At 60.2% G+C, this 23,112-nt stretch carries 21 protein-coding genes; 14 read left to right on the forward strand and 7 right to left on the reverse strand.

The features are described from left to right. Window positions 1-65: 65 nt before the first annotated feature. Window positions 66-1,316, forward strand: coding sequence for an aminotransferase class V-fold PLP-dependent enzyme (locus tag LZG00_16600; GenBank protein MCF3595613.1), 1,251 nt, complete (start codon window positions 66-68; stop codon window positions 1,314-1,316). A gap of 274 nt (window positions 1,317-1,590) precedes the next feature. Here the strand turns inward: LZG00_16600 and LZG00_16605 are convergent, their stop codons facing one another. Then, window positions 1,591-2,241: a M50 family metallopeptidase gene (locus LZG00_16605; protein MCF3595614.1), complete on the reverse strand. Its 651-nt coding sequence runs from the start codon at window positions 2,239-2,241 to the stop codon at window positions 1,591-1,593. Then, entirely contained in the window at window positions 2,238-3,224 is a 987-nt protein-coding gene (locus LZG00_16610; protein MCF3595615.1) for an AraC family transcriptional regulator, read from the reverse strand. Before LZG00_16610 ends, LZG00_16605 begins: the two co-directional genes overlap by 4 nt. Window positions 3,225-3,422: 198 nt before the next feature. Here LZG00_16610 and LZG00_16615 point away from each other — a divergent pair, with 198 nt between their 5' ends. From LZG00_16615 to LZG00_16670, 12 genes are all read left to right on the forward strand, one after another. Further along, window positions 3,423-3,887, forward strand: a complete 465-nt coding sequence (locus LZG00_16615) for a (2Fe-2S)-binding protein (GenBank protein ID MCF3595616.1) — start codon at window positions 3,423-3,425, stop codon at window positions 3,885-3,887. Next, window positions 3,884-6,127, forward strand: coding sequence for a molybdopterin-dependent oxidoreductase (locus LZG00_16620; protein ID MCF3595617.1), 2,244 nt, complete (start codon window positions 3,884-3,886; stop codon window positions 6,125-6,127). The genes LZG00_16615 and LZG00_16620 overlap by 4 nt, the downstream gene beginning before the upstream one ends. A 383-nt stretch (window positions 6,128-6,510) precedes the next feature. After that, window positions 6,511-6,894 (forward strand): tol-pal system-associated acyl-CoA thioesterase, encoded by a 384-nt coding sequence (gene ybgC / locus LZG00_16625; protein MCF3595618.1) that lies wholly within the window; start codon window positions 6,511-6,513, stop codon window positions 6,892-6,894. Window positions 6,895-7,064: 170 nt separating this feature from the next. Next, on the forward strand, window positions 7,065-7,760 hold the full coding sequence (tolQ, locus tag LZG00_16630) for a protein TolQ (protein MCF3595619.1): 696 nt from the start codon (window positions 7,065-7,067) through the stop codon (window positions 7,758-7,760). A gap of 3 nt (window positions 7,761-7,763) precedes the next feature. Next, a complete protein-coding gene (tolR, locus tag LZG00_16635) occupies window positions 7,764-8,243 on the forward strand; it encodes a protein TolR (GenBank protein MCF3595620.1) in 480 nt (159 codons plus the stop codon). Between the two features lie 7 nt (window positions 8,244-8,250). Further along, entirely contained in the window at window positions 8,251-9,378 is a 1,128-nt protein-coding gene (locus tag LZG00_16640) for an energy transducer TonB (GenBank protein ID MCF3595621.1), read from the forward strand. Next, entirely contained in the window at window positions 9,375-10,697 is a 1,323-nt protein-coding gene (gene tolB, locus LZG00_16645; protein MCF3595622.1) for a Tol-Pal system beta propeller repeat protein TolB, read from the forward strand. The genes LZG00_16640 and tolB overlap by 4 nt, the downstream gene beginning before the upstream one ends. A 126-nt stretch (window positions 10,698-10,823) precedes the next feature. After that, window positions 10,824-11,336 (forward strand): peptidoglycan-associated lipoprotein Pal, encoded by a 513-nt coding sequence (gene pal / locus LZG00_16650; protein MCF3595623.1) that lies wholly within the window; start codon window positions 10,824-10,826, stop codon window positions 11,334-11,336. A gap of 24 nt (window positions 11,337-11,360) precedes the next feature. Beyond that, window positions 11,361-12,197, forward strand: coding sequence for a tol-pal system protein YbgF (gene ybgF / locus LZG00_16655; GenBank protein ID MCF3595624.1), 837 nt, complete (start codon window positions 11,361-11,363; stop codon window positions 12,195-12,197). Next, window positions 12,194-13,441: a tRNA lysidine(34) synthetase TilS gene (gene tilS / locus LZG00_16660; protein ID MCF3595625.1), complete on the forward strand. Its 1,248-nt coding sequence runs from the start codon at window positions 12,194-12,196 to the stop codon at window positions 13,439-13,441. Before ybgF ends, tilS begins: the two co-directional genes overlap by 4 nt. A gap of 79 nt (window positions 13,442-13,520) precedes the next feature. Next, window positions 13,521-15,449, forward strand: a complete 1,929-nt coding sequence (ftsH, locus tag LZG00_16665) for an ATP-dependent zinc metalloprotease FtsH (GenBank protein MCF3595626.1) — start codon at window positions 13,521-13,523, stop codon at window positions 15,447-15,449. Further along, the gene (locus tag LZG00_16670) at window positions 15,446-16,225 is read left to right on the forward strand and encodes a methyltransferase domain-containing protein (GenBank protein MCF3595627.1); all 780 of its coding nucleotides are present in this window, start codon (window positions 15,446-15,448) and stop codon (window positions 16,223-16,225) included. Before ftsH ends, LZG00_16670 begins: the two co-directional genes overlap by 4 nt. A 130-nt stretch (window positions 16,226-16,355) precedes the next feature. On the opposite strand, the gene LZG00_16675 is transcribed toward LZG00_16670, so the two are convergent. The 4 genes from LZG00_16675 to gloB all read right to left on the reverse strand — a co-directional run bounded on the left by LZG00_16675 (window position 16,356) and on the right by gloB (window position 21,348). Continuing rightward, window positions 16,356-17,426 carry a M23 family metallopeptidase gene (locus LZG00_16675; protein MCF3595628.1) on the reverse strand — a complete coding sequence of 357 codons (1,071 nt, stop codon included), beginning with the start codon at window positions 17,424-17,426 and terminating at the stop codon, window positions 16,356-16,358. A gap of 13 nt (window positions 17,427-17,439) precedes the next feature. Further along, complete coding sequence (gene clpA, locus LZG00_16680) at window positions 17,440-19,758, reverse strand: ATP-dependent Clp protease ATP-binding subunit ClpA (GenBank protein MCF3595629.1); 2,319 nt, start codon at window positions 19,756-19,758, stop codon at window positions 17,440-17,442. Window positions 19,759-19,964: 206 nt separating this feature from the next. After that, complete coding sequence (locus LZG00_16685) at window positions 19,965-20,570, reverse strand: DNA-3-methyladenine glycosylase I (protein MCF3595630.1); 606 nt, start codon at window positions 20,568-20,570, stop codon at window positions 19,965-19,967. A 7-nt stretch (window positions 20,571-20,577) separates the two neighbouring features. After that, complete coding sequence (gene gloB, locus LZG00_16690) at window positions 20,578-21,348, reverse strand: hydroxyacylglutathione hydrolase (GenBank protein ID MCF3595631.1); 771 nt, start codon at window positions 21,346-21,348, stop codon at window positions 20,578-20,580. Between the two features lie 63 nt (window positions 21,349-21,411). Here gloB and LZG00_16695 point away from each other — a divergent pair, with 63 nt between their 5' ends. Beyond that, complete coding sequence (locus LZG00_16695; protein ID MCF3595632.1) at window positions 21,412-22,149, forward strand: class I SAM-dependent methyltransferase; 738 nt, start codon at window positions 21,412-21,414, stop codon at window positions 22,147-22,149. A gap of 76 nt (window positions 22,150-22,225) precedes the next feature. Here LZG00_16695 and LZG00_16700 read toward each other — a convergent pair whose 3' ends face one another. After that, window positions 22,226-23,035: a hypothetical protein gene (locus LZG00_16700; protein MCF3595633.1), complete on the reverse strand. Its 810-nt coding sequence runs from the start codon at window positions 23,033-23,035 to the stop codon at window positions 22,226-22,228. Window positions 23,036-23,112: the final 77 nt, after the last annotated feature.

Below are 23,112 nucleotides of genomic sequence, written 5' to 3' on the forward strand. Positions count from 1 at the left end.
AATCTGCGGTGGCCTTGTCGGATTCTTGACGGTAGCGTTTTGGGCAGACTGCAAGGGGAAAGCCTATGCCTATGATTTCAGACGATCTTCTTGAGGCGATCCGGTCGCGGTTTGCACATGTCGACAGCGATCCCTTTCAGGGCGAGCGGGTATTTTTTGAGAATGCTGGCGGTGCGCTGACGTTGAAAGCCGTGGTAGAAACCTCAGCCTTTTACGCCGCTATTCCCGACAATCAGGGACGCGACAACGTTGCCAGCCATGCGCTGGTAAAGGTGATCGAAAAGGCCCGCGCGGATATGGCCGAACTGATGAATGTGCGCAGTGGGCAGTTCTTTGTCGGCGAAAGCGGGACCGAACTTCTTTTCCGCCTTATTTCAGCCGCTTGTCTGGGCCGCGGGCCGGGGCGTGTTCTGGGCTCAACGCTTGAACATCCCGCTTCACGCAGTGCCGCCGCGCGCTGGGCCGGGATCGCCGGGCAGACGCATGTGCTTGTAAAACATGACGATTCTACTGGTACGGTTGGTGTTGAGCATTACCTTCCTGAGATCACTGAGGATACGGTTGTCGCAACGATTCTGCATACCTCTCCGGTTACCGGGATGAGCGTGGACGCGGCCAAAATCGTAGCGGCGATTCGGGCCGAGTCGCCTGAATGCCTTATAATCGTTGATGGTATCCAGCACGCCGCCCATGGGCGGATCGACCTGACGGAACTGGACGTCGATGGGTATGTGATTTCGCCCTATAAAATGTTCTCGCGCCATGGTTACGGGTTGGCGTGGATATCTGATAGGTTGGCCGCACTGCCGCATAATAACCTCTTGAAAGGACCGGAGAAAAACTGGGAGATGGGTACCCGGGATACGGGCGCATATGCGACGTTTTCCGATGTGGTGGACTATCTGGATTGGCTTGGCGGCGAAGTGTCCAACGCCCAAGACCGCGTCGCGCGCATCAAGGCTGCGGGGGCCGCGATACATGGTCACGAGAAACGCCTCACTGATGCCATGTTGCATGGGTTGAACAACCTGCCCGGGCTGGCGCAAATGCCCGGTGTGCAGATTATCGGGGGCATCGACAACCCGGCGCGTGAAGGTCTGGTTTCCTTTCATGTTCAAGGGGTTGCCTCAACCGACGTGGTGGCACGTCTGAACAATGAGGGTATCCGCACCCATGTTCGCAAAGCCGATCATTACTCTGGGAATGTGCTTGATCCGCTGGGGCTTGATGGCTGCATCCGGGTTTCGCTTTGTCACTACAACAGCCGTGCCGAGGTGGCCCGGTTCCTGGCGGTGATGAAAGAAATGGTAAACTGAACGCCCCGGCAGGTTAACGCGCGCAGGGTGCAAATTTGCGGGGGGGTGATCTCCGGCTGATGTCCGGCTGCTATGTGTATGACATACGGGGCCGTATGGTAACCCGCGAAATTGAGTTAACAGAGCGCGCGCTCTTTACCCTTCATTTTTCCCAAAATACTCAAATCCTGACCGCGCCGAGATCGCTGCGTCTGCTAAATTGAAACGACGCTCTCCACCATCGGCGCCGAGCGGAGCGAGGCGCCCCGGGCGACGCCGAAGGCGGCGCAAAACTTCACCGTAAGAGTGCGCGCAGGGCGATTGCGATTGCCACCACGCTCAGCCCGAGCCAGATTGCGCCCCAGAGCACAGTGGCCCCGCCGAATTCTTCGGCCAGGATCCGCGCGTCCGAGCGCAGGTGGGCGCGTGCCAAGGTGTCCGAGAAGATGTCGAGCGGGACATAGATTATCGACGTGAGGCCAATCAGTCGCAATGCAAAGTCATTGGGCCCGTGTGGCAGGAAACGCGCTATTCCAAGCAGGAGCGCACCCGCGCCGAGACAGAATATCAAAGCAAAGGGTTCGCGCACATAAATTGCCGCGACGACGAGGAGCAATGTACCCAACCCGGCCACCACCCAGCGGTCGGCTCGACTTTGCAGTGCGGCCCAAATCAGACCTAGTCCAATGAGGAGCGAGCCGAGATAACCCGACGACAGCGTGAGAAACCGGTTGCCGCCGCGCGATAGAACGGCACCGCCCTGGTGCGGGGTGATCGACAGGGTTTCGACACTGCCACCCGTTAGAAGAACCGCGATAAGATGTGATAATTCGTGCAGGAAGACGACGAGAATTTTTAGCGGCAAGAGCACCGGCGTCGACCAGAGCGCCACCACGACAACCGTCAGGGCCAGAAGCGGCCAGTGGCGTTGCAGAGCCGCGATCATTCCAGACTCGCTCGGGCCTGACCGGGGGTCATTCCGGTCCAGCCCTGAAAGGCGCGATAGAAGGAATTGGGATCGCGATACGCCAGCAGATAGGAGATCTCCTGAACACTCAGATCTGCGCGTTTGAGATAGTGCATTGATAGTTCGGAACGCGTCGCCTCGAGAACGGATTGGAAGTTTTCGCCCTCTTCCTTCAGCTTGCGCTGGAGTGATCGGCGTGACATCGCCAGATGCGTGCAGACTGCATCAACCGTTGCTGCCCCTGCGGGTAGGATGTCGACCAGCGTTCGTTGCACCCGTGTGGTCATCGGCAGGGGGTGGGTGCGGGCTTTGAGCTGTTGGTGCAGATCGGCTGCGATCATCTGGTACTGTGCGTTGTTGGCAAAAATCATTCGCCGGTTCGCATCGGCATTTGAGAGGCGCAGTTCCGGTGTCGGAGCGATATGGGAAGCGACACCAAAATAATCGCGCAGCGTCGGTGTATCGTGCGATGGTGCGCCAATCGACAAAGGCACGATATGTTCGCCGGTGAAACTGCGGCAGAGTTCCAGGAAATAGACCAGCTCGAAAAATGCAAAACCGGCTGAAAAAGCGATGCCGGGCGGTGGGTTCCAACTTAGCGTGAGGCCGACGTTGTCACGTTTCGAGTTGAGCCGAATAGGGGCCACGAGCGGTTTGAACACCGCCAACCGGTCGAAACCGGTTGCGATATCTGGGCTTGAGGCAAAGCCATGAATCGCCGGCAGCATTGGTCCTCGCGCCATGATCCGCCCCAGATAGAGCGAAAGGTCGGGGTGTTTTGCCTCGGCTTCGACGGCGCGCAGAATCGCGAAGAATCGCTCGGCGGTTACGCCGCGCTGATCGTAATCGAAGTAATCTGCGGGCAGCCCGGCCCGCGCCAGAATTCGGGCGATGTCGAGGCCGAGCACCTGAGCTGTCTGGGCTATCTGGGGGCCGATAGGGTAGGTCTCGGGCGTGGTCATATCGGGCCTTGTTGGAGTTCAAAGACGATTGTGGGGCGAAGTGTCGGACGTATAAAGGGGAGCGAATGTCTCAGAGAACCAGATGCATATCGCGGGCTGGCGCCAATTGAATGTGCTTTGGCGCAAATTGCAAGTTTTTTGCGCGCTGAATTGCCCTAGATAGTAAGAGCAGGGCCAAGGTGTGAATGAGGGTGAGAGATGCAGATCAAAGTGGACGGCACAATGCATGAGGTGGATGTCGAAGGCGACATGCCGCTTTTGTGGGTGCTGCGGGACGAGTTGGGCATCAAGGGTGTCAAATATGGTTGTGGTATCGCGCAATGCGGTGCCTGCACGGTGCATATTGATGGTGAGGCAGTGAAGTCCTGTCAGGTGTTTGCCGAGGATGTGACAGGCGAGGTGACAACCATCGAAGGGTTGGGAGCCGGGGCCGCGCTTCATGCTGTGCAAGAAGCCTGGATCGAACATCAGGTGGCGCAATGTGGCTATTGCCAGAGCGGCCAGATCATGTTGGCTGCCGGGTTTCTGGCCGAGACACCCGAGCCGACGGACGCCGAGATTGATGAGGCGATGAGCGCCAATCTCTGCCGCTGTGGCACGTATCCGCGCATCCGCGAGGCGGTGAAATCCGCTGCGACCCGTTTGAGGGAGAGCACACAATGAGCCGCGCTGGAAAAATCGCCCGCCGCACGTTTCTGTTTGGATCTGCTGCTATCGTGGGCGGCGTGGCCTTTGGCTATGTAATGTATAAGCGCCCTGCGGCGAACCCCTTGTTGGAGGGGCTTGGCGAGGGCGAGGCGGCGCTGACGCCCTATGTCAGGATTGACGCGGAGGGGATCACCTTGATCACGCCGCGTGGTGACAAGGGGCAGGGGGTTTATCACGTTCAGGCGGTGTTGATTGCCGAAGAACTGGATGTTGATCTCGATCAGATCAAGGTTGATCCCGGCCCGCCGAGTGCGGCCTATTACAACACGGCGCTGAGTGGCGAGGCGGTGCCGTTTGCATCGACCGATGATGGATTTATGGCCGAAACCCTACGCGGCGTGATGGATGCGCCGATGAAGTTTCTCGGGATGCAGGTGACGGGTGGCTCGACCACTGTGCCGGACGGATGGGAGAAGCTGCGTGTGGCGGGGGCAGTGGCGCGCGAGACGCTGAAGGCGGCGGCGGCCGAGAAGACGGGGATCAACACGACCGCGCTCAAGACCGAACGTGGCCGGGTTATCCTGCCCGATGGCAGCGCGTTGACCTATCAGGAGTTGGCACCGATTGCCGCACGCATTGATCCGGTTACAAGCGTGAAGCTGCGCGAGCCGTCGGAATGGCGGTTAATCGGAAAGCCGATGCAGCGGATTGATATTGTTGCAAAATCGACAGGCATGCAGCGCTATGGCATTGATTTTGAACTTGACGGAATGGTCTATGCGGCGGTCAAGCTGAACCCGCGTCAGGGCGGTGAGATGAAGTCGTTTGATGCATCAGAAGCCATGAAGTTACGCGGGGTGAGCGATGTCTTGCAACTCACTGGCGGTGTGGGCGTGATTGCCGATAACACGTGGCGTGCGTTCCGCGGCGCCGATGCGGTGGTTTGCGGTTGGGGGCCTGCGCCTTTTCCGGCTGAGATGGCGGGCCACTGGCAAGCGCTGGGCGATGCGATTGATGGCGGTGACCATGACAGTCGCCAGCGTGATGACGGTGACGTCGAGACGGCATTGGGGGACGGTGCGCTGCAAGCCGAATACCGCGCGCCCTACCTCGCACATGCTCCGCTTGAGCCGATCAATGCTACAGTTCTGGTGGGCGAGGACCGGGTCGATGTCTGGACCGGCACACAAATCCCGCGGATGGTGCAGAGCAACGTGGCCAAGATCACCGGGGTTGATGCCGACAACGTGCATGTTCATGCGCTGATGATGGGAGGCAGTTTCGGGCATCGTCTGGAAGATGACGTGGTCAAACGCTGCGCCGAGATTGCGGTCCAGATGAAAGGCACGCCGGTCAAGCTGACCTATTCGCGCGAAGAGGATATGCGGCAGGATTTCCTGCGCCCGATTAGCATGGCACGGCTGCAGGGCAGCGCAGTTGATGGTCATGTGCGCGCGCTTGATTATCACGTTGCCGCACCCTCGGTCATGGACAGCCAGATGGGCGAGCGTCAGGGTTTGAGCATACCGGGGCCGGATACAGCGATCATTCAGGCGGCTTGGGATCAGCCCTATGCCATTCCCGATTACCGGGTGACGGGATACCGTGTGCCGGGGTTGGCACCGGTGAGTTCTTGGCGCTCGGTTGGTGCTTCGATCAACGGGTTTTTCCATGAAGGATTTCTTGATGAGCTGATCCATGCCGCCGGGGCCGATCCGATGGCGGAGCGCATTCGGCTTTGTTCGCACGAACCGTCGCGCAAGGTTCTGGAGGCCGTGGCCGAGATGAGCGGATGGTCAGGGCCGAACCCGCAAGAGGGTGTCGGGCGTGGCGTCGCGATGAGCCTTTCGTTCGGGGTGGCCTGCGCTGAAGTGGTCGAAGTTCGTGTGACTGAAGACGGGTTGAAGATCGAAAACGTCTGGGTTGCCGCAGAAGTGGGCCGCGTGGTCGATCCGATCAATTTTGACGGGCTGGTCAAGGGCGGTGTGGTGTTTGGGCTTGGCCACGCGATGCTGGGAGAGATCAGTTTTGCCGATGGCATGAGAGAACAGGAGAACTTTGACAGCTTCGAGGCGATGCGGATCAACCAATGCCCGCAGATCGAAGTGCGTGGCTTGGAAAATGGCGCGAAAATCCGCGGGATCGGCGAACCCCCGGTGCCGCCCGCCGCGCCCGCCCTGGCCAATGCGATCTTTGCCGCGACAGGCGAGCGTCTGCGCGAGATGCCGTTCTCTAAATTCGTCAGTTTCATCTGAGTTGAGCGCCGCTCCCTTTTCGGCGGCGCCCACCCACCCGCCCCGCCACCGAAAAGGGAGCGGTCAGCCTGCGCACTGATCGGTGTGTACTGAAGGGGCGAATCGGGGGCGTTTTTCCTAATGCGTTCCTGTGCGAGGTGGCGCGGGGATCGGATATTTATGGTCAGAGGAAGTTCTGGAGCGCCCTGCCTTTTCATCTTGCAAAAAATATCCACTTCCAGACCGTGGTTTATGCGCAGCCGTCACAGATCTTTGACTGCGGTTTCAATGCGCTGGCGCCGAGCGAAGCGAGGCGCCCCCGGGCGACACCGAAGGTGGCGCAAAACCTCTGCGCATTCGCGACAGTGCTTGAAGCCGCGCCGCGCCCGGCTTAGGCTCGGTTCATGATCTACAAGCTTCCGATCCGCGTTTATTATGAAGATACCGACATGGCCGGTATTGTCTATTATGCCAATTACTTGCGCTATATTGAGCGGGGCCGTAGCGAGTGGGTGCGCGAGGTGGGTCTTGATCAGAACGTCATGAAAGAGCGCGACGGGATTGTCTTTGCCGTGCGCCGGATCGAGGCGGATTACCTTGCTCCCGCAAAGCTTGATGATGAGTTGGTGGTCGAGACCTGGATCGAGAGCCTCAAGCCCGTGCGCATGGTCATGGGCCAGGAGGTCAAACGCGGCGATCAGGTGTTGTTTCGGGCCATGGTCACCGTGATCTGCATGACCACAGGCGGCAAGCCGGTGCGGTTGCCAAAGTGGCATGAACCGGGCTGAAATTGTGATCGGAAAGGCGGTTTTCCGCTTGGGCAAGACGCCACGATAGCGAAATCAAGCGGAAGTGAGGCCGATCTTGTTGGTTTTCCCCTTCAGATCGTCTAGTTTGCCTGTAAAGAAGGCCGAAAACGGTCACCGGCGACGATCCGGACAACAAGAAGAGCAGGCAGATGGAAACAGAAACACTTGCCCTGGTGCAGGAGATTGATTTCTCTTTATGGGCCCTATTCGCGCGCGCCACGATTACCGTAAAACTTGTGATGATCCTGCTGATTGTCGCTTCGTTCTGGTCGTGGTCGATCATTATTCAAAAGCTGATCAACTATCGCAAGGCCCATGCCGAGGCGGCCAAGTTCGACCGCGCCTTTTGGTCCGGCGAGCCGCTTGATCAGCTGTTCGAGCAGATCGGTGCCGACCCAAAGGGGCAATCCGAAAAGGTGTTTGCTGCGGGTATGATCGAGTGGCGGCGCTCGCATAAACCCGGAGGTGAGTTGATCGCGGGCGCGCAGGCGCGGATTGATCGCAGCATGGATGTGGCCATCGCCAAGCAAGCCGAAGGTTTGCAGCGCGGTCTGCCGGTGCTGGCCACCGTGGGGTCGACGGCGCCCTTTGTCGGCCTGTTCGGTACGGTTGTCGGGATCATGAACGCCTTTGTTGAAATCGCACAGCAGCAAAACACCAATCTTGCGGTTGTTGCGCCGGGGATTGCCGAGGCATTGCTGGCCACGGCGCTTGGCCTACTGGCTGCTATTCCGGCGGTGATCTTTTATAACAAGCTGAGCGCGGACAGTGATCGGATCATTGCCGGTTACGAGGCGTTTGCCGACGAGTTTGCCACCATTCTCAGCCGTCAGTTGGACAGTTGAGCCATGGGAGCAGGTGTTATCAAATCGAGCGGTGCCGGGGGCGGATCACGCCGCCGTCGCCGCGGTGGGCGCGCCACGCCGATGAGCGAGATCAACGTCACGCCCTTCGTTGATGTCATGCTGGTGCTGTTGATCATCTTCATGGTGGCGGCGCCGCTGATGACGGTGGGCGTGCCAGTGGAATTGCCGAAGACCGCGGCCAACGCGTTGCCGAGCGAAGCCGAAGAGCCGTTGACAGTGACGATCACCGCCGAGGGCGCGGTGATGGTGCAGCGCACCGAGGTTGCACGCGAGGAGTTGCTGGGCAAGCTCAGGGCGATTGCGGCGGAACGCGCCAGTGATCGTGTTTTCCTGCGCGCTGATGGGGCCGTGTCTTACGGCGAGGTGGTGCAGGTCATGGGCGCGCTCAATCGCGGCGGGTTCAGCAATATCGGCCTGGTGACGGACGCGGGCGGACCAGAGCTCAACGAGGGCGGAAACTGAGGCTCCGATGCAGCTGGGCCAGATCATATCGGGTGTGGGGCATGTGGGTCTCATCGGGTGGATGTTGTTTGGCGGCAACTTCCTGTCTGAACCCTTGCCGTTTGAGGTGACCGATGTGGCAGTGATCAGCACAGAGGATTTCGAGGCGATGCTGGCGACACAGGGCGCGCCGGAAACCGTGACCGAGGTGGCCATGCCCGAGGCACCTGCGCCTGATAGCCCGGCCGCACCGGATGTGAGCCAGAGCGAAGACACGCCGCCCGAGCAGAGCGAACCAGAGGTGGCCGAAACTCCAGAACCTGATATTACACCCGAGCCGGTGACACGCGCGCCCGAGCCTGCAGAGGTGCAGGATCGCCCGCCAGAAATTACGCCTCCACCAAGCGAGGACGTGGCTGTGTTGGTGCCACAGGAAAGCGCGCGACCCAAGGCGCGCCCCGCCGAGCGGGTGGCGCCAAAGCCGGTGGCCAAACCGCCTGAGCCGGATGCGCAGGTGGATCCCGTGGTGCGTCAGGAGGCCGACCAGAGCCAGACCAGCGAAACACCGCAACCCGATGAGAAGGCCACGGCGCCCCAAGAGGCGGTGAGCGAGATCGTGCCGGAAGCCAAGGATGAGGTGAGTTCGGCGCCCAAGACTTCCAAACGTCCGCAAACGCGGCCCCAACGGGCGGCACCTGCGCCTAAGCCAGAGACAGAGACAGAGACAGAGACAGCCAGTAGTAGCACCGCAAGCGCGGTGAACTCGGCGCTGGCGGAAGCCATGGCGGGCGGAGAAAGCGAGGCGTCACAGAGCGGCACCACGGGGCAGAGCGGCGCCGATCCGTTGACGAAAGGCGAAGAAAATGGGCTGATTGACGCCATTTCAGAATGCTGGACAGTCGACCTTGGCGCGGCATCGGGTAAGGTGACGGTGGTGGTGTCGGTTGCGCTTAACCGTGATGGAACGCTGGCGGCGAGCCCGAAGTTTGTATCGGCGCGGGGTGGCGATCAGCGGGCGATTGATGTGGCCTTTCGCAATGCGCGCACGGCGGTGATCTCGTGTGGGCGTGGCGGGTTTGATCTGCCCGAAGAGAAATACGAGAATTGGCGTGAAATTGAGATAACGTTCAACCCAGAGGAAATGAGGCTGAGATGAACACCAGGTTTTTAAGTGCTGTTTTGGTGATGTTGCTCGCTTGGGGTTTGCCCGCGCTGAGCCAGCAGGGACCGCTTCGAATCGAGATAACCGACGGGGTGCAGGAACCGCTGCCTTTTGCAGTGCCGGATTTTGTGCCGGAGAACGGCGGCTCGGCGCAGATGGCCAAGGATATTGCCCGCGTGGTGGCCGAGGATCTGAGTGGCACGGGACTGTTTCGCGAGATTGGCAGCGAGGCTTTCATCAGCCAGATCACCAGTTTCTCGTCGCCGGTTGAATTTGCCGACTGGAAGGCGATTAACGCGCAGGCGCTGATCACTGGCGCGGTTAGCGTGGCGGGGCAAAACCTGACGGTGAAATTCCGGGTCTGGGATGTGTTCTCGGGACAGGAAATGGGTGCGGGGCTGCAATTTGCCGGCACAGCCGACGGCTGGCGGCGGATGGCGCACAAGGTGGCTGACGCGGTTTATGAGCGGATCACCGGCGAGGGCGGCTATTTTGACAGCCGGGTGGTATTTGTCAGTGAGGACGGCCCCAAGGATGATCGCAAGAAGCGGTTGGCGATCATGGATTACGACGGGGCGAATGTGCAGTATCTTACTGATTCGAGCGCCATCGTGCTGACGCCGCGCTTCTCGCCTACGGGTGACCGGGTGCTTTACACCAGTTTCGAGAGCGGATCGCCGAAAATCCATGTGCTGGATGTGGCCAATGTCGGGCGTCGCGTGTTGCAAAGCCGCGAGGGAACGATGAGTTTCGGCCCGCGTTTCAGCCCCGATGGGCAGAAGGTCGTCTTTTCGCTGGAGGCGGGTGGTAATACTGATATCTATTCGATGGATATTGCCAGCGGTGTCGAGACCCGGTTGAATTCAGCGCCTTCGATTGAGACTGCGCCGAGCTATTCACCGGACGGCAGCAAGATCGTCTTTGAATCTGATCGTTCGGGTCCGGGACAGATTTATGTGATGAGTGCGGATGGTGGAGATTCGCAGCGGATCAGCACTGGAAAAGGCAACTATGGCACGCCTGTTTGGAGCCCGCGTGGTGATCTGATCGCCTTTACCAAACAGGTTGATGGGCGGTTTCATATCGGGGTTATGAAACCCGATGGCAGCGCCGAGCGTTTGTTGACCGCATCTTTTCGCGAAGAGGGGCCGACCTGGTCGCCCAACGGGCGGGTCATCATGTTTACCCGCGAAACAGAAGGGTCGGGCGGCGTCGCCAGCCTCTATCGCGTGGATATTACCGGACGGACGCTGAAAAAGGTCCGCACGCCGGGCGGGGCTTCTGATCCGTCGTGGAGCCCGTTGCAGAAATGAGGGAGCGCGCGGTGTGTTGAGGGATTTTACACCGGCATTGATTTGCGCAGACGCGCGGAGGAGATTCCCATGCCGCGCGCGCTGTGGTAGATAGTGATAAAGAAAACAAGAACGAGGCACGAGACAATGACCTATCTTGCTAAACCGCTGATGATTGTGGCGGCTCTTGCCCTTGCAGGCTGTACCGATGCGGGGCGGTTCGGAAACGACGATGCCACGGCGGCAGGCGCGGGCACGGGCGGAATCATCGAAGGCAGTGCGAATGATCCCAAATCGCCGCTCTATTTCCAGCAGGCCATCGGCGACCGGGTGCTCTTTGAAGTCGACCGGCACACTCTGGAAGAGTCTTCAAAGCAGGTTCTGGACGGGCAGGCGAGCTGGCTGACCAGCAACGTTGAATATAACGCCGTGATCGAAGGCCATGCCGACGAACAGGGCACACGCGAATACAACCTCGCGCTGGGCGCGCGCCGCGCCAATGCGGTGCGTGAATATCTGATGTCGCGCGGCCTTCCGGCGAGTCGGCTGAAGACCTTGAGCTATGGTAAGGAACGCCCGATTGAGGTGTGTTCGGAAGAAGCCTGCTATAAGCAGAACCGCAGGGCGGTCACTGTGCTGTCGGCGGGTCTGAGCGGATAAGCGGAGCGGGAGAAGGACGATATGATGCGCAGGCTCTTGGGGATTGCAGCCATTGTGGGGCTGTGTTTCGGTGCTGCTCCCGTTTTGGCGCAGGACAAGGAAACTCTGGCGGATATCCGCCAGGAGCTGACCGTGCTTTTCGTGGAGATTCAGAAGCTCAAACGGGAACTCAGCACCTCTGGCAGTGCGCCGGGGGTGGCAAGCGGGTCGTCGGTTCTGGACCGGGTGGGGGCGATCGAGAGCGAGCTGTCGCGCCTGACGGCCAAGACGGAGGAGCTTGAAATTCGGGTCGATGCCATCGTCAAGGATGGCACCAACCGGATTGCCGATCTGGAATTCCGTCTGGTTGAGGCGGAAGGCGGCGACGTAAGCAAGCTGAAGGAAACCACGACGCTTGGTGGTGCGGCCGGGGCGAGTTCTTCGGGCAGCACGGCGAGCGCGCCGGTGACACAAACGCCGAGTTCGGCGCCGCAGTTGGCGGTGAACGAGCAGGCCGATTTTGATGCGGCCAAGGCGGCGTTGGAGGCAGGTAACAACACCGATGCGGCGTTGAAATTTGCCACGTTCAACGAAACCTACCCCGGTAGCCCGATGGCAGCGGCCGCCAATCTGGGCCGGGGTCAGGCGCTGGAAGCCGATGGAGAATTGACCGAGGCGGCGCGCGCCTATCTGGAGGCGTTCAGTCTGGAACCCAACGGCGCGACGGCACCCGAAGCGTTGTTTCACCTGGGTCGTGGGCTGGGCCGGTTGGATCAGACCAACGAGGCCTGTGTGACATTGGGCGAAGTTGGCACGCGCTTTCCGGGTAATCCGGCGGAAGCCAAGGCGCGCGAGGAAATGTCCCGGCTGGGCTGTTCGTGAGTCTTGCCGGGCGCTTTGCCGCCGCATTTGACGATCTGTTACAACAAGACGTGCCACGCAAGCTGGGCGTTGCCGTTTCGGGCGGTGGCGACAGCATGGCGTTGATGACGCTGGTGCATGGCTGGGCCGCGGCGCGAGGGTGTCTGTTGTTCGTAGCGACGGTCGATCATGGGTTGCGTGCGGCAGCGGCAGATGAGGCGGCGATGGTGGGCGATGCGGCCCGTGCGCTTGGTCTCAGGCATGATATTCTGCGCTGGCAGGATTGGGATGGCAGCGGCAATTTGCAGGCCGAGGCGCGCGCGGCTCGATATCATTTGTTGGGAGAATGGGCGGCGCGGCATGATCTTGATGCCGTCGCGCTGGGCCATACGGCGGATGATGTGGCCGAGACGTTCTTGATGCGGCTGGCGCGCGGGTCTGGTGTGGATGGACTGGCGGCGATGCGGGGTACGACCAAGCGCGACGATGTGGTTTGGCTTCGCCCTTTGCTGGAGTTTTCGCGCGAAGACTTGCGCGCGTTCCTGCGCAGCGAGCAGATCGGCTGGGCCGATGATCCGAGTAATGACGATTCGCGGTTTGACCGCGTGAAGGCGCGCCAGCTTTTGGGCGGGCTGGCTGAATTGGGGATAACGCGCGACCGTTTGGGCGGGACGGCGCGGATGATGGGCGAGGCGCGGACGGCGCTTAACTGGGCAGCGGCGCAATTGGCGGACAAGGCGGCGGTACAGCAAGGCGGCGATGTGGTGCTCGACCTTGCGGCTTGCGGCGTGGCGCCGCGCGAAACCCGGTTGCGGCTGATCTCCGGGGCGCTTCGATTTGTGGCTTCGGCGCCGTATCGGCCCCGGCTGAGCCAGCTGGAGGACGCGCTTGCGGCGGTGGCGGCGGGAGAGGTGCGCCAGTTGCATGGCTGTCATCTGATTCCCGAGGCAGGGGTCTTGCGGATTTGTCGCGAGGCGCGCGCCGTGAATGATGAGGTTTGTGGCATTGGCGGGGTGTGGGACGGGCGCTGGCAGGTGATTGGCCCGGATGTGGAAGGCGGCGAGACGCGAAAGCTTGGCGATGGGCTGGGCGCCTGCCCGAAGTGGCGGGAAACCGGCTTGGCGCGCGCAAGTTTGGAGGCCAGCCCGGCGATTTGGTGGGGAGAAACGCTTATTTCGGCGCCATTGGCAGGGTTTGCAGCGGGATATTCCGCTCATTTGGTTCCTGAGCGCACCAATTTCCGAGAATTCCTGATGACGCATTGAACGCGCCGCGATGATCTCTATTTTAGTCCAAGGGCAACTGTGCTAGGCGCAGGGCCAAAGTTTTCATGGGAGACAGTCCTTGGGTAATGCACGCAATATCGCCTTTTGGGTCGTTCTGTTTTTACTGATCCTGGCATTGTTCAACCTGTTTTCAGGTGGCGGCAACACATTGCAAAGCCGCGAGATAAGCTATTCCGAGTTTGTCGCAGCGGTGAATGATGACCGGGTCAGCCAGGTAACGCTGGATGGCGAACAGGTACGGTTCCGTGGCGAAGATGGTAACGATTATGTAGCGATCCGCCCGGATGACGCCAAAGTGACCGATCTTTTGATCGACAAGAACATCCCCGTGAGGGCCGAAAGTCAGGAGCAATCGGGCTTTCAGACCTTCATTTTGAGTCTTCTGCCCTTCCTGTTGCTGATCGGTGTGTGGATTTATTTCATGAACCGGATGCAGGGTGGCGGCAAAGGCGGTGCAATGGGCTTTGGTAAATCCAAGGCCAAGATGCTGACCGAAAAACATGGGCGTGTCACGTTTGACGATGTGGCGGGGATCGACGAAGCCAAGGAAGAGTTGGAAGAAATCGTTGAATTCCTGCGAAACCCGCAGAAATTCTCGCGCCTTGGCGGCAAGATTCCGAAAGGTGCGCTGTTGGTTGGACCTCCGGGCACGGGTAAAACGCTTCTGGCGCGCGCGATTGCGGGTGAAGCCGGTGTGCCGTTCTTCACCATTTCGGGCTCGGATTTCGTGGAAATGTTTGTCGGCGTAGGTGCAAGCCGGGTGCGCGACATGTTCGAGCAGGCCAAGAAGAACGCGCCCTGTATCGTCTTTATCGACGAGATTGACGCCGTGGGCCGCCATCGTGGGGCCGGATATGGCGGCGGCAATGACGAGCGTGAACAGACGCTCAACCAACTGCTGGTCGAGATGGATGGGTTTGAGGCCAATGAAGGGGTGATCATCATCGCGGCGACCAACCGCAAGGATGTTCTGGACCCTGCGCTGCTGCGTCCGGGTCGATTTGACCGCCAGATCACGGTGGACAACCCCGACATCAAGGGCCGCGAGAAGATCCTGGGTGTGCATGCACGCAAGACGCCGTTGGGGCCGGATGTTGACCTGCGCATCATCGCGCGCGGCTCGCCGGGCTTTTCGGGCGCGGATCTGGCCAACCTGGTGAACGAGGCGGCGCTGACCGCGGCAAGGATCGGGCGGCGGTTTGTCACCATGGAAGACTTCGAGTTTGCCAAGGACAAGATCATGATGGGTGCAGAGCGCCGAAGCATGGTGTTGACCAAGGACCAGAAGGAAAAGACTGCCTATCACGAAGCGGGCCACGCGATTGTCGGGCTGAAGCTTGATAAATGCGATCCGGTTTACAAGGCGACGATCATTCCGCGCGGTGGTGCGTTGGGGATGGTGATGAGCCTGCCGGAGATGGACAAGCTTCAGATGTTCAAGGACGAAGCCGAACAGCGCGTGGCCATGACCATGGCGGGCAAGGCGGCGGAGATCATCAAATACGGTCCTGATTCGGTCTCGTCCGGTCCGGTGGGCGATATTCAACAGGCCAGTGCGCTCGCCCGGGCGATGGTGATGCGCTATGGCATGTCCGACAAGGTTGGCAATATCGACTATCAGGAAGCGGCGGCGGGCTATCAACCCAATGGTGGTGCCGGTGGCTTCTCGATTTCGGCCCATACCAAGGAATTGATCGAAGAAGAGGTCAAGCGGATCATCGATGAAGGCTATGAACGCGCCGTGAAGATCATCGATGACAACCGCGAGGAATGGGAACGGCTTGCGGAAGGGCTGTTGGAATACGAGACCCTGACCGGCGAGGAAATCAATCGCGTGATCAAGGGTGAGCCGCCGCACAAGGGTGAGGATGAAGACGACACGCCCGATGCGGGAAGCGCGCCTTCGGTCACGGCAATTCCCAAGACCAAGCCTAAGGCCAAGGCCAAACCTGCGGATGGTGGTATGGAGCCTGAGCCGTCGGCATGAGTTCGAACGGCAGAAAAGACTGGAATCCCGGGGCCTATGCAAGGTTCCGGGATTTGCGTGCGCGCCCGGCGCTTGACCTGATGCTGGCGGTGCGTTCGGTGGGCGGCGGGGATGTTATTGATCTTGGTTGTGGCAATGGCGCGATGGGCGCAAGCCTGAAAGAGCGATTTGCCGGACACAGCCTTATTGGGGTGGATGCGAGCCCGGCGATGCTGTCTCAGGCGCGGCAAGGCGGGGCCTATGACACTCTGATCGAGGCCGATATCGCCGACTGGGAGAGCGAACGCGCGGGGCTTATCTTTTCGAATGCAGCGTTGCACTGGCTGGGGGGGCACGAGGCGCTTTTCCCGCGGCTTGCAGGGATGTTGGCGATGGGTGGCACGCTGGCGGTGCAGATGCCGCATCAAAACAACGCGCCATCGCATCGGGTGTGGAATTCGCTTGTCGAGGAGATGTTTCCCGGCCGGGTGGATATGGCGGCCTCTCCGGCTGTGATGAAGCCGTCGTATTATTTTCATTTGCTGGCTGGTTTGGGCCGTTTTTCGCTGTGGGAGACGGAATATTATCAGGTTCTGGGGGCGGATGAGAGCGGTCATCCGGTACGCCGTTTTACAGAGAGTACCTTTGCGCGGCCAATTCTCGACGTGCTGGAGCCTGTTGAGCAGGCGGATTTGATCAGACGCTATGAGGAGGTCATGGAGAAGGCCTATCCTCGGGGCAAGGATGGGACGGTTTTGTTTCCATTCCGGCGGATGTTTTTCACCCTGACGGTTTGAGAGCCACGCTCGGGCAACTCCCGCCCGCCTCCCCGCTGCCTTCGCGCGGCTCTGTCGAGCAGGGGATGAGAGGGGAGTTTGTGCGGCGGGTATGGCAAATTTGAGTATTTCAGGAAAGATGAAGTGCGACTTAGGGTGCGATTTCAACCGTGGTGATTTTCTGGCTGTGGCTCTGACCGCCGCGCAAAAGGGTGACGCGGCCAGTATAAGTGCCAGCGGGCCAGGCAGCGCCGGCGCGACGCCAGGCCGCGCCGCGCGACAGGATGGCCATATTGCGCGGGACGATGTGTTTGCGGCTATAGTTAAGGCCGTTGGAGCCTGAGATTTCGATCCGCACTTCGTCGCCTGCGCGGGCACCAAAGACGTATCCCCAGAGCAGAAGTTGCGCGCTGTCGGCGGGAAGGGTGGCGTGGGTGCCGCCGCCGCTCTGGATGATTTCGAGTGCGGGCATGCGCGGGGCGAAACCGGCCAGAAGCACGCCGCCGGGGGTGTAGGTTGGAGGGTGGTCCTGCCAGAGTGTGCGCGGCGGAGGCAGGGCGCATGCATCAAGCCCATCGGGGTTGAACGGGTCGACCGGCTTTTGCAGATAGCGCACGGAGAAATGAAGGTGCGGGAATTCGGCCAGCCCGGATTGCCCGACGAGGCCAAGCGGCGTGCCGGTCTCGACCTGTTGGCCGGGCTTTACCAGCAGGCTGCCTTTGCGCAGGTGGCAATATTGCGTCACCCAGCCTTGCCCGTGATCAATCACCAGCCCATTGCCACATTCAATATCCTTGACGCTGTCGGGTTTGGCGAGGAAGGCGCCGTCTTGCATGCCGTCTCGTGTGCCGCGCACACGACCCGGGGCGGCGGCCATGACGGTGACGCCGCGGGCCATGTCGGCCAGTGTGGCGACGGCGAAATCGGTGCCTTTGTGGCCATCATAGCTGTGCGGGTTACAGCGAAAGTCGCGCGCGGCGGGGCCGGGATCAGCATCGAAGTAGTTCTGGATGTAACAGGTTTCGCCAATGGTGCAGCCGACCGGTTGGGCCAGTTGCGGCGGGTTCGATTGCGTGGGCAAGGGGGGCTTGGGCGCAGGAAGGTCGGCGCGGGCGGGGAGGCCGACAAGCATGGTTGCCGCAGCCAGGGCTGTCAGAAGAAAGGCGCGCACCCAGGGGATGCGCGCCAGATTGCCTTGCTGAATGTCGGGCGTCAGGCTCAATTTTGAGCCTCGCTCAATCTGCGGTGAGCAAAGGCGGCTTGTCGCCCTTGATCCGCCGGTTTTGCGGCCCTTCAATGGAAAGCTCGATCTCGCCGCGCTTGACGCCGACCTTGACGAGGCCGCCCTTGGTGAGTTGGCCGAACAGGAGTTCTTCTGCCAGAGGCTTCTTGATGTATTCCTGGATCACGCGGGCCAATGGGCGCGCACCCATCTTGTCGTCATAGCCCTTGTCGGCCAACCACTCGGCGGCCTTGCGCGAGAGTTCGATGGCGACGCCACGGTCGAGCAGTTGAGCTTCGAGTTGAAGCACGAATTTCTCGACCACTTGCAGGATCACCTCTTTGCCGAGCGGTGCAAAGGACACCACGGCATCAAGGCGGTTGCGGAACTCGGGCGTAAAGGCACGTTCGATCGCGGCGGTATCTTCGCCGGTGCGACGGTCACGCCCAAAGCCAATGGCGGCCTTGGCCATTTCCGAGGCGCCCGCGTTCGAGGTCATGATCAGGATGACATTTCGGAAATCGGTGGTGCGCCCGTTGTGATCGGTCAGCTTGCCGTGGTCCATCACCTGCAACAGGATGTTGTAGACATCCGGGTGCGCCTTTTCGATTTCATCAAGCAGCAGCACGCAATGCGGGTTTTGATCGATACTATCGGTGAGCATGCCACCCTGATCAAAACCGACATAGCCCGGAGGCGCGCCGATCAGGCGCGAAACTGCGTGTTTCTCCATGTATTCCGACATGTCAAAGCGGATCAACTCGACCCCGAGTGTGTCGGCCAATTGGCGCGCCACTTCGGTTTTGCCGACACCGGTGGGACCGGTGAAGAGATAGTTGCCGATGGGTTTTTCCGGCTCGCGCAGGCCCGCACGGGCCAGCTTGATGGCCGAAGACAGGTTTTCGATTGCCGCATCTTGCCCGAAAACCACCCGTTTGAGCGATTTTTCGAGATCTTTCAGCACCGCGCTATCATCCTTGGAGACGGTTTTCGGTGGGATGCGGGCGAGTTTTGCCACGATATCTTCGATCTCCTTGACGCCAATGGATTTGCGCCGTTTGGCCTTGGCCACGAGATGTTGCGCGGCACCTGCTTCGTCGATCACGTCAATTGCCTTGTCGGGCAGCTTGCGGTCGTTGATGTAACGCGCCGAAAGCTCGACAGCGGTTTTGATCGCCTCGGCGGTGTATCTGACGCCGTGATGCTCTTCGAAATAGGGCTTGAGGCCCTTGAGGATCTTCACCGTGTCATCGACCGAAGGTTCGTTGACGTCGATCTTCTGAAACCGGCGCGATAGCGCGCGGTCTTTCTCGAAGTGCTGGCGGAATTCCTTGTAGGTGGTCGAGCCCATGCAGCGCAGCTTGCCGCCCTGCAAGGCGGGTTTGAGCAGGTTGGACGCGTCCATCGCGCCGCCCGATGTGGCACCCGCGCCGATCACCGTATGGATTTCGTCGATAAACAGCACTGCATCGGGATGCTCTTCAAGCTCGTTCATCACGGCCTTGAGGCGTTCCTCAAAGTCACCGCGATAACGTGTGCCGGCCAGAAGCGCGCCCATGTCGAGCGAATAGATCGTGGTTTCGGAGAGAACTTCGGGGGTTTCGCCTTTGACGATCTTATAGGCCAACCCTTCTGCGATGGCGGTTTTGCCAACGCCGGGATCACCCACCAGAAGGGGGTTGTTCTTGCGACGGCGACAAAGCACCTGAATGCAACGCTCAACCTCGTGGCTGCGTCCGATCAGCGGATCGACATCGCCCTTGCGCGCCTTGTCGTTGAGATCAACGCAGTATTTGCCAAGCGCGCTGTCCTTGCCATCAGACTCGGGGGGAATCTGGGCCTCTTCCTCGATGTCGGCGCCCTGCACGGGGCGGGATTCGCCAAATTCGGGGTCTTTGGCAACGCCATGAGCGATGAAATTCACCGCGTCATAGCGGGTCATGTCCTGTTCTTGCAGGAAATAGGCGGCGTTTGATTCGCGCTCGGCAAATATGGCGACCAGCACGTTGGCACCGGTCACTTCGGTGCGCCCGGAGGACTGAACATGAATCGCAGCGCGTTGGATCACGCGCTGAAACGCGGCGGTGGGCACCGCTTCGGAGCCGTCTATTTCGGTGACGAGGTTGGACAGATCTTCTTCGATGAACTCTACCAATGTCTGGCGCAACTCGTCGAGATCGACCGAGCAGGCCTGCATCACGCGGATTGCGTCAGGCTCGTCCAGAAGGGCCAGAAGCAAATGCTCCAGCGTTGCGAATTCGTGTCGGCGGGCATTGGCCAGCGCCAGCGCGCCGTGAATTGCCTGCTCAAGCGTTGTCGAGAATGAAGGCATGTTCCCCATGCTCCTTTCTTCTGCTGTGCCATGCGAAAAAGACTCTCCGCACGATCATGGCCCCATTATCTTAAAGTTTGGTCGATTGAGGCCAGTCTTCAAGGTTTTTCTCGGAATTCTAGATCACAATTCCGGAAAGTGAGACCTAATATAGCAAGATCTTGTGATTTTGCCGGGTTTTTCGGGGGTTGGAGGAAAAAAACACGTCAGGGGCGCACAAAGTTCTGGCGCGCGGCAGTGACGGCGGGGCGGATGGCGCAACCGGGAGCATGATCGTTGAACAGGCCCATCGACTGCATGAAGGCAAAGATGGTGGTGGGGCCGACGAATTTCCAGCCCCGTTTCTTCATTTCCTTCGACAAGGCGTGCGAAGCGGGCGAAGTGGTGAGCGATTGTGGCGGGTCGATTTCGCCTTCTGGCGGCTCATAGCTCCAGATGAAGCGGGCGAGAGAGCCGAATTCGGCGATGATTTCTTGCGCGCGGGCGGCGTTGTTGATCACCGCTTCGATCTTGCCACGGTGGCGGATGATGCCCGCATTCTGCAACAGGCGCTCAACGTCGGTTTCGGTGAAATCGGCCATGATGTTGAAATCGAAACCCGCGAAGGCGGTGCGGAAGTTTTCGCGTTTGTCGAGAATGGTGCGCCAGCTGAGGCCGGATTGAAACGATTCGAGGCAGAGCTTTTCGAACAGTCGGATGTCATCGGCGACCGGAAATCCCCATTCGGTATCGTGATAGGGGATGAACGGGTCATAGCCGATGCACCAGGTGCAGCGTGGTTTATTGTCCGGGCCGGGGGCTGTCTGGGTCATCTGTACCTCAGAAATTATCCTTGGCCTTGCGCACGGCGGTGAAGACGGCGACCGGATCGCCACCGGGCAGATCGACCGATTGCTGCACCTCGGGACTATGGCTGCGCAGGAACGGGTTGGTATCGAGTTCGAGTTGCAGCTTGGAAGGCACGGTGAATTTTCCGGCGGCGCGCAGGTTTTCGGTATCCTTGGCGCGTTGTTGCAGGGCGGTGTTGCCCGGCTCGATGGTGAGCGCGAAGTTGGCGTTGGCGGCGGTGTATTCATGGCCCGAGCAAACCACCGTTTGCGGGGCGAGCGCGGCGAGCTTTTGCAGGCTTTCGAACATCTGTTGCGGGGTGCCTTCAAACAGGCGACCACAACCAAGCGCCATCAGGCTATCGCCGGTGAACACCACTTCGCTTTCGGGGAAGTGATAGGCGATATGGCCGACGGTATGGCCCGGTACTTCGAGCACACGCACCCATTCGATGCCGACGGTGATGGTCGCGCCTTCCTTGACCTTGAGATCGAGCGGCGGCAGGCGGCCTGCATCGGCTTCGGCACCGATCACCACGGCGTCGGGCCAGTCTTTTTGAAGGTCTTCAAGGCCTTGGATGTGATCTGGGTGGTGATGAGTCAGCAGCACATGGGTGAGATCCCAGCCACGCTTTTTCAACTCGGCAGCGACGGGGGCGGCGTCGGGCACGTCGATCACGGCGGTATCGCCGGATTCAGCGCAATGCATGAGAAAACAGTAGTTATCTGAGAGGCAGGGCAGGGTGACGAGTTCAAGAGACATGGATTTTTCCCAGGTAGTGTTGTTTATTCGCCCCCAGAGTGACTGATCGGGAGCCGGGCTGCAATGCACTTGGACGTGCAGGACCTTCGTAACTTTTATTACCGCAGCACAATGGGGCGTGCGGCGCAGAAGGTGATCCGCGACGAGATGTTGGCCATGTGGCCCGAAGCGCATGGCCAGACCGTGGTTGGTTTTGGCTTTGCCGTGCCGTTGCTCAGGCCGTATCTTGCCGATGCGCGGCGGGTGATTGCGCTGATGCCGGGGCCGCAGGGGGTGATGCCCTGGCCCGCAGGGGCGCCGAATGTAAGCGTTCTCAGTGATGAGACGATGTGGCCGATCGAGACGGGACGCGTCGACAAGCTGGTCGTGCTGCACGGGCTTGAAACAAGCGAAATGCCGGGTGCGGTTCTGGAGGAGTGCCGCCGGGTGTTGGGGCCGGGCGGCAAAGTGTTGTTTATAGTGCCCAACCGGGCGGGGCTTTGGAGCCGGAACGATGCCACGCCGTTTGGATATGGCCGACCCTATTCGCTTGGCCAGCTTGATGCGCAGCTCAAACAGCACGGATTTCTGACCGAAGAGCAGCGCACGACCTTGTTTCAACCCCCGAGTGCGCGGCGCTTCTGGCGCAAGACGGCGGGGTTCTGGGAGCGCATGGGGCGCACCATTCCGGTGATCGCGACGGGTGGGGTCTTGATGGTGGAGGCCAGCAAACGGGTGCCTGCTCCTACCGGAGGTTTGGGTGTGCGGGTGCGCAAGCCGATCTCGATCCTGTCGCCCAAGCCCAAACCGACCCCGGCGTAAGTGCGGGTCTTGCGCCGACAATGGCATCGTCGGTGTTTTGGCGGTCTGGCTTGAGGGTGGGCTTGCTTGGCCGGAGTCAGCGTTTGATGGCGACCGACCCTGCGATAGATCCGTGAATGGCAAGCTGTGGGTTGCGGTTGATTTGTCCGAAGGGCGTGCGCTGACCGGTGGCGGGGTCGGTCGTATGACCTTCGTTGCCGAGCCAGATCCGGGCGATCGCACGGAACCGGACGCTGCCCAGCCGGTTGACGGCCCATTGACCGAGAAGCGAGGACTTGAGCCGCGGCGTACCCGGCGCGGTCTGGGCCAGAATGATCGAGCGGTGAATGTCGGTGCTGTCGGGGTTGTCCCTGCGGGTTTCGGTAAGGCGGATGGCATAGATCGGGCCGCCGGTTTCTTCGTGCAATGTAACAGATAGTTCGGAAGCCGGGTTTGACAGGTCGAAGAAACGCTCGGACGGGGGGCCGTCAAAATGCCAGTTGTGACCATGCACGAAAGCGAGTTTGCGCGCAGCGCCTTTCTTGGCGGTGCCGAGGGATGTCTCAGGTGGGGAGCGCCTTTGGTCGGTGAGTGTGGCGCCTTTCTTGGGGCGAGGAGGCAGAGTGATGTATCCGGCATCGGAGAGGGACAAGACCGCGATGGCGTCGGGCGAGAGTTGCGTCACGCCGGGCAGTTGCACGCGAAACTTCGCGCCGCTGGCGGTATGCGTCAGTCCGACTTCCAGTGTAGGCTGTGCGCCGGGACGCGCCGCGATGCGACGAAACGACAGCGCGTGATCCAACCCACCGTCGCGGTCTTCGGGCAGGGCAATCACCAGCATGTCTTCGAGCGGGTCGAAGCCGGGGATTTCACACACGGTTTGTTCTGAGACGAGAATATCTGTCATGTATTTGCGGCCATGCCAATTGCGCCTTTTGCTAAAGCGTTCCGAGTTCAGGTTGGATTACAACTCGAATCCGAAAC

It is taken from the genome of Rhodobacteraceae bacterium LMO-JJ12 (assembly GCA_021555075.1).
Classification (GTDB): domain Bacteria; phylum Pseudomonadota; class Alphaproteobacteria; order Rhodobacterales; family Rhodobacteraceae; genus JAKGBX01.

Excerpts from the sequence above, each read along its gene's own strand:
- LZG00_16600 (MCF3595613.1), top strand. The coding sequence starts at position 66 with ATGCCTATGATTTCAGACGATCTTCTTGAGGCGATCCGGTCGCGGTTT.
- LZG00_16605 (MCF3595614.1), bottom strand. The coding sequence starts at position 2,241 with ATGATCGCGGCTCTGCAACGCCACTGGCCGCTTCTGGCCCTGACGGTT.
- LZG00_16610 (MCF3595615.1), bottom strand. The coding sequence starts at position 3,224 with ATGACCACGCCCGAGACCTACCCTATCGGCCCCCAGATAGCCCAGACA.
- LZG00_16615 (MCF3595616.1), top strand. The coding sequence starts at position 3,423 with ATGCAGATCAAAGTGGACGGCACAATGCATGAGGTGGATGTCGAAGGC.
- LZG00_16620 (MCF3595617.1), top strand. The coding sequence starts at position 3,884 with ATGAGCCGCGCTGGAAAAATCGCCCGCCGCACGTTTCTGTTTGGATCT.
- ybgC (MCF3595618.1), top strand. The coding sequence starts at position 6,511 with ATGATCTACAAGCTTCCGATCCGCGTTTATTATGAAGATACCGACATG.
- tolQ (MCF3595619.1), top strand. The coding sequence starts at position 7,065 with ATGGAAACAGAAACACTTGCCCTGGTGCAGGAGATTGATTTCTCTTTA.
- tolR (MCF3595620.1), top strand. The coding sequence starts at position 7,764 with ATGGGAGCAGGTGTTATCAAATCGAGCGGTGCCGGGGGCGGATCACGC.
- LZG00_16640 (MCF3595621.1), top strand. The coding sequence starts at position 8,251 with ATGCAGCTGGGCCAGATCATATCGGGTGTGGGGCATGTGGGTCTCATC.
- tolB (MCF3595622.1), top strand. The coding sequence starts at position 9,375 with ATGAACACCAGGTTTTTAAGTGCTGTTTTGGTGATGTTGCTCGCTTGG.
- pal (MCF3595623.1), top strand. The coding sequence starts at position 10,824 with ATGACCTATCTTGCTAAACCGCTGATGATTGTGGCGGCTCTTGCCCTT.
- ybgF (MCF3595624.1), top strand. The coding sequence starts at position 11,361 with ATGCGCAGGCTCTTGGGGATTGCAGCCATTGTGGGGCTGTGTTTCGGT.
- LZG00_16670 (MCF3595627.1), top strand. The coding sequence starts at position 15,446 with ATGAGTTCGAACGGCAGAAAAGACTGGAATCCCGGGGCCTATGCAAGG.
- clpA (MCF3595629.1), bottom strand. The coding sequence starts at position 19,758 with ATGCCTTCATTCTCGACAACGCTTGAGCAGGCAATTCACGGCGCGCTG.
- LZG00_16685 (MCF3595630.1), bottom strand. The coding sequence starts at position 20,570 with ATGACCCAGACAGCCCCCGGCCCGGACAATAAACCACGCTGCACCTGG.
- gloB (MCF3595631.1), bottom strand. The coding sequence starts at position 21,348 with ATGTCTCTTGAACTCGTCACCCTGCCCTGCCTCTCAGATAACTACTGT.
- LZG00_16695 (MCF3595632.1), top strand. The coding sequence starts at position 21,412 with ATGCACTTGGACGTGCAGGACCTTCGTAACTTTTATTACCGCAGCACA.
- LZG00_16700 (MCF3595633.1), bottom strand. The coding sequence starts at position 23,035 with ATGACAGATATTCTCGTCTCAGAACAAACCGTGTGTGAAATCCCCGGC.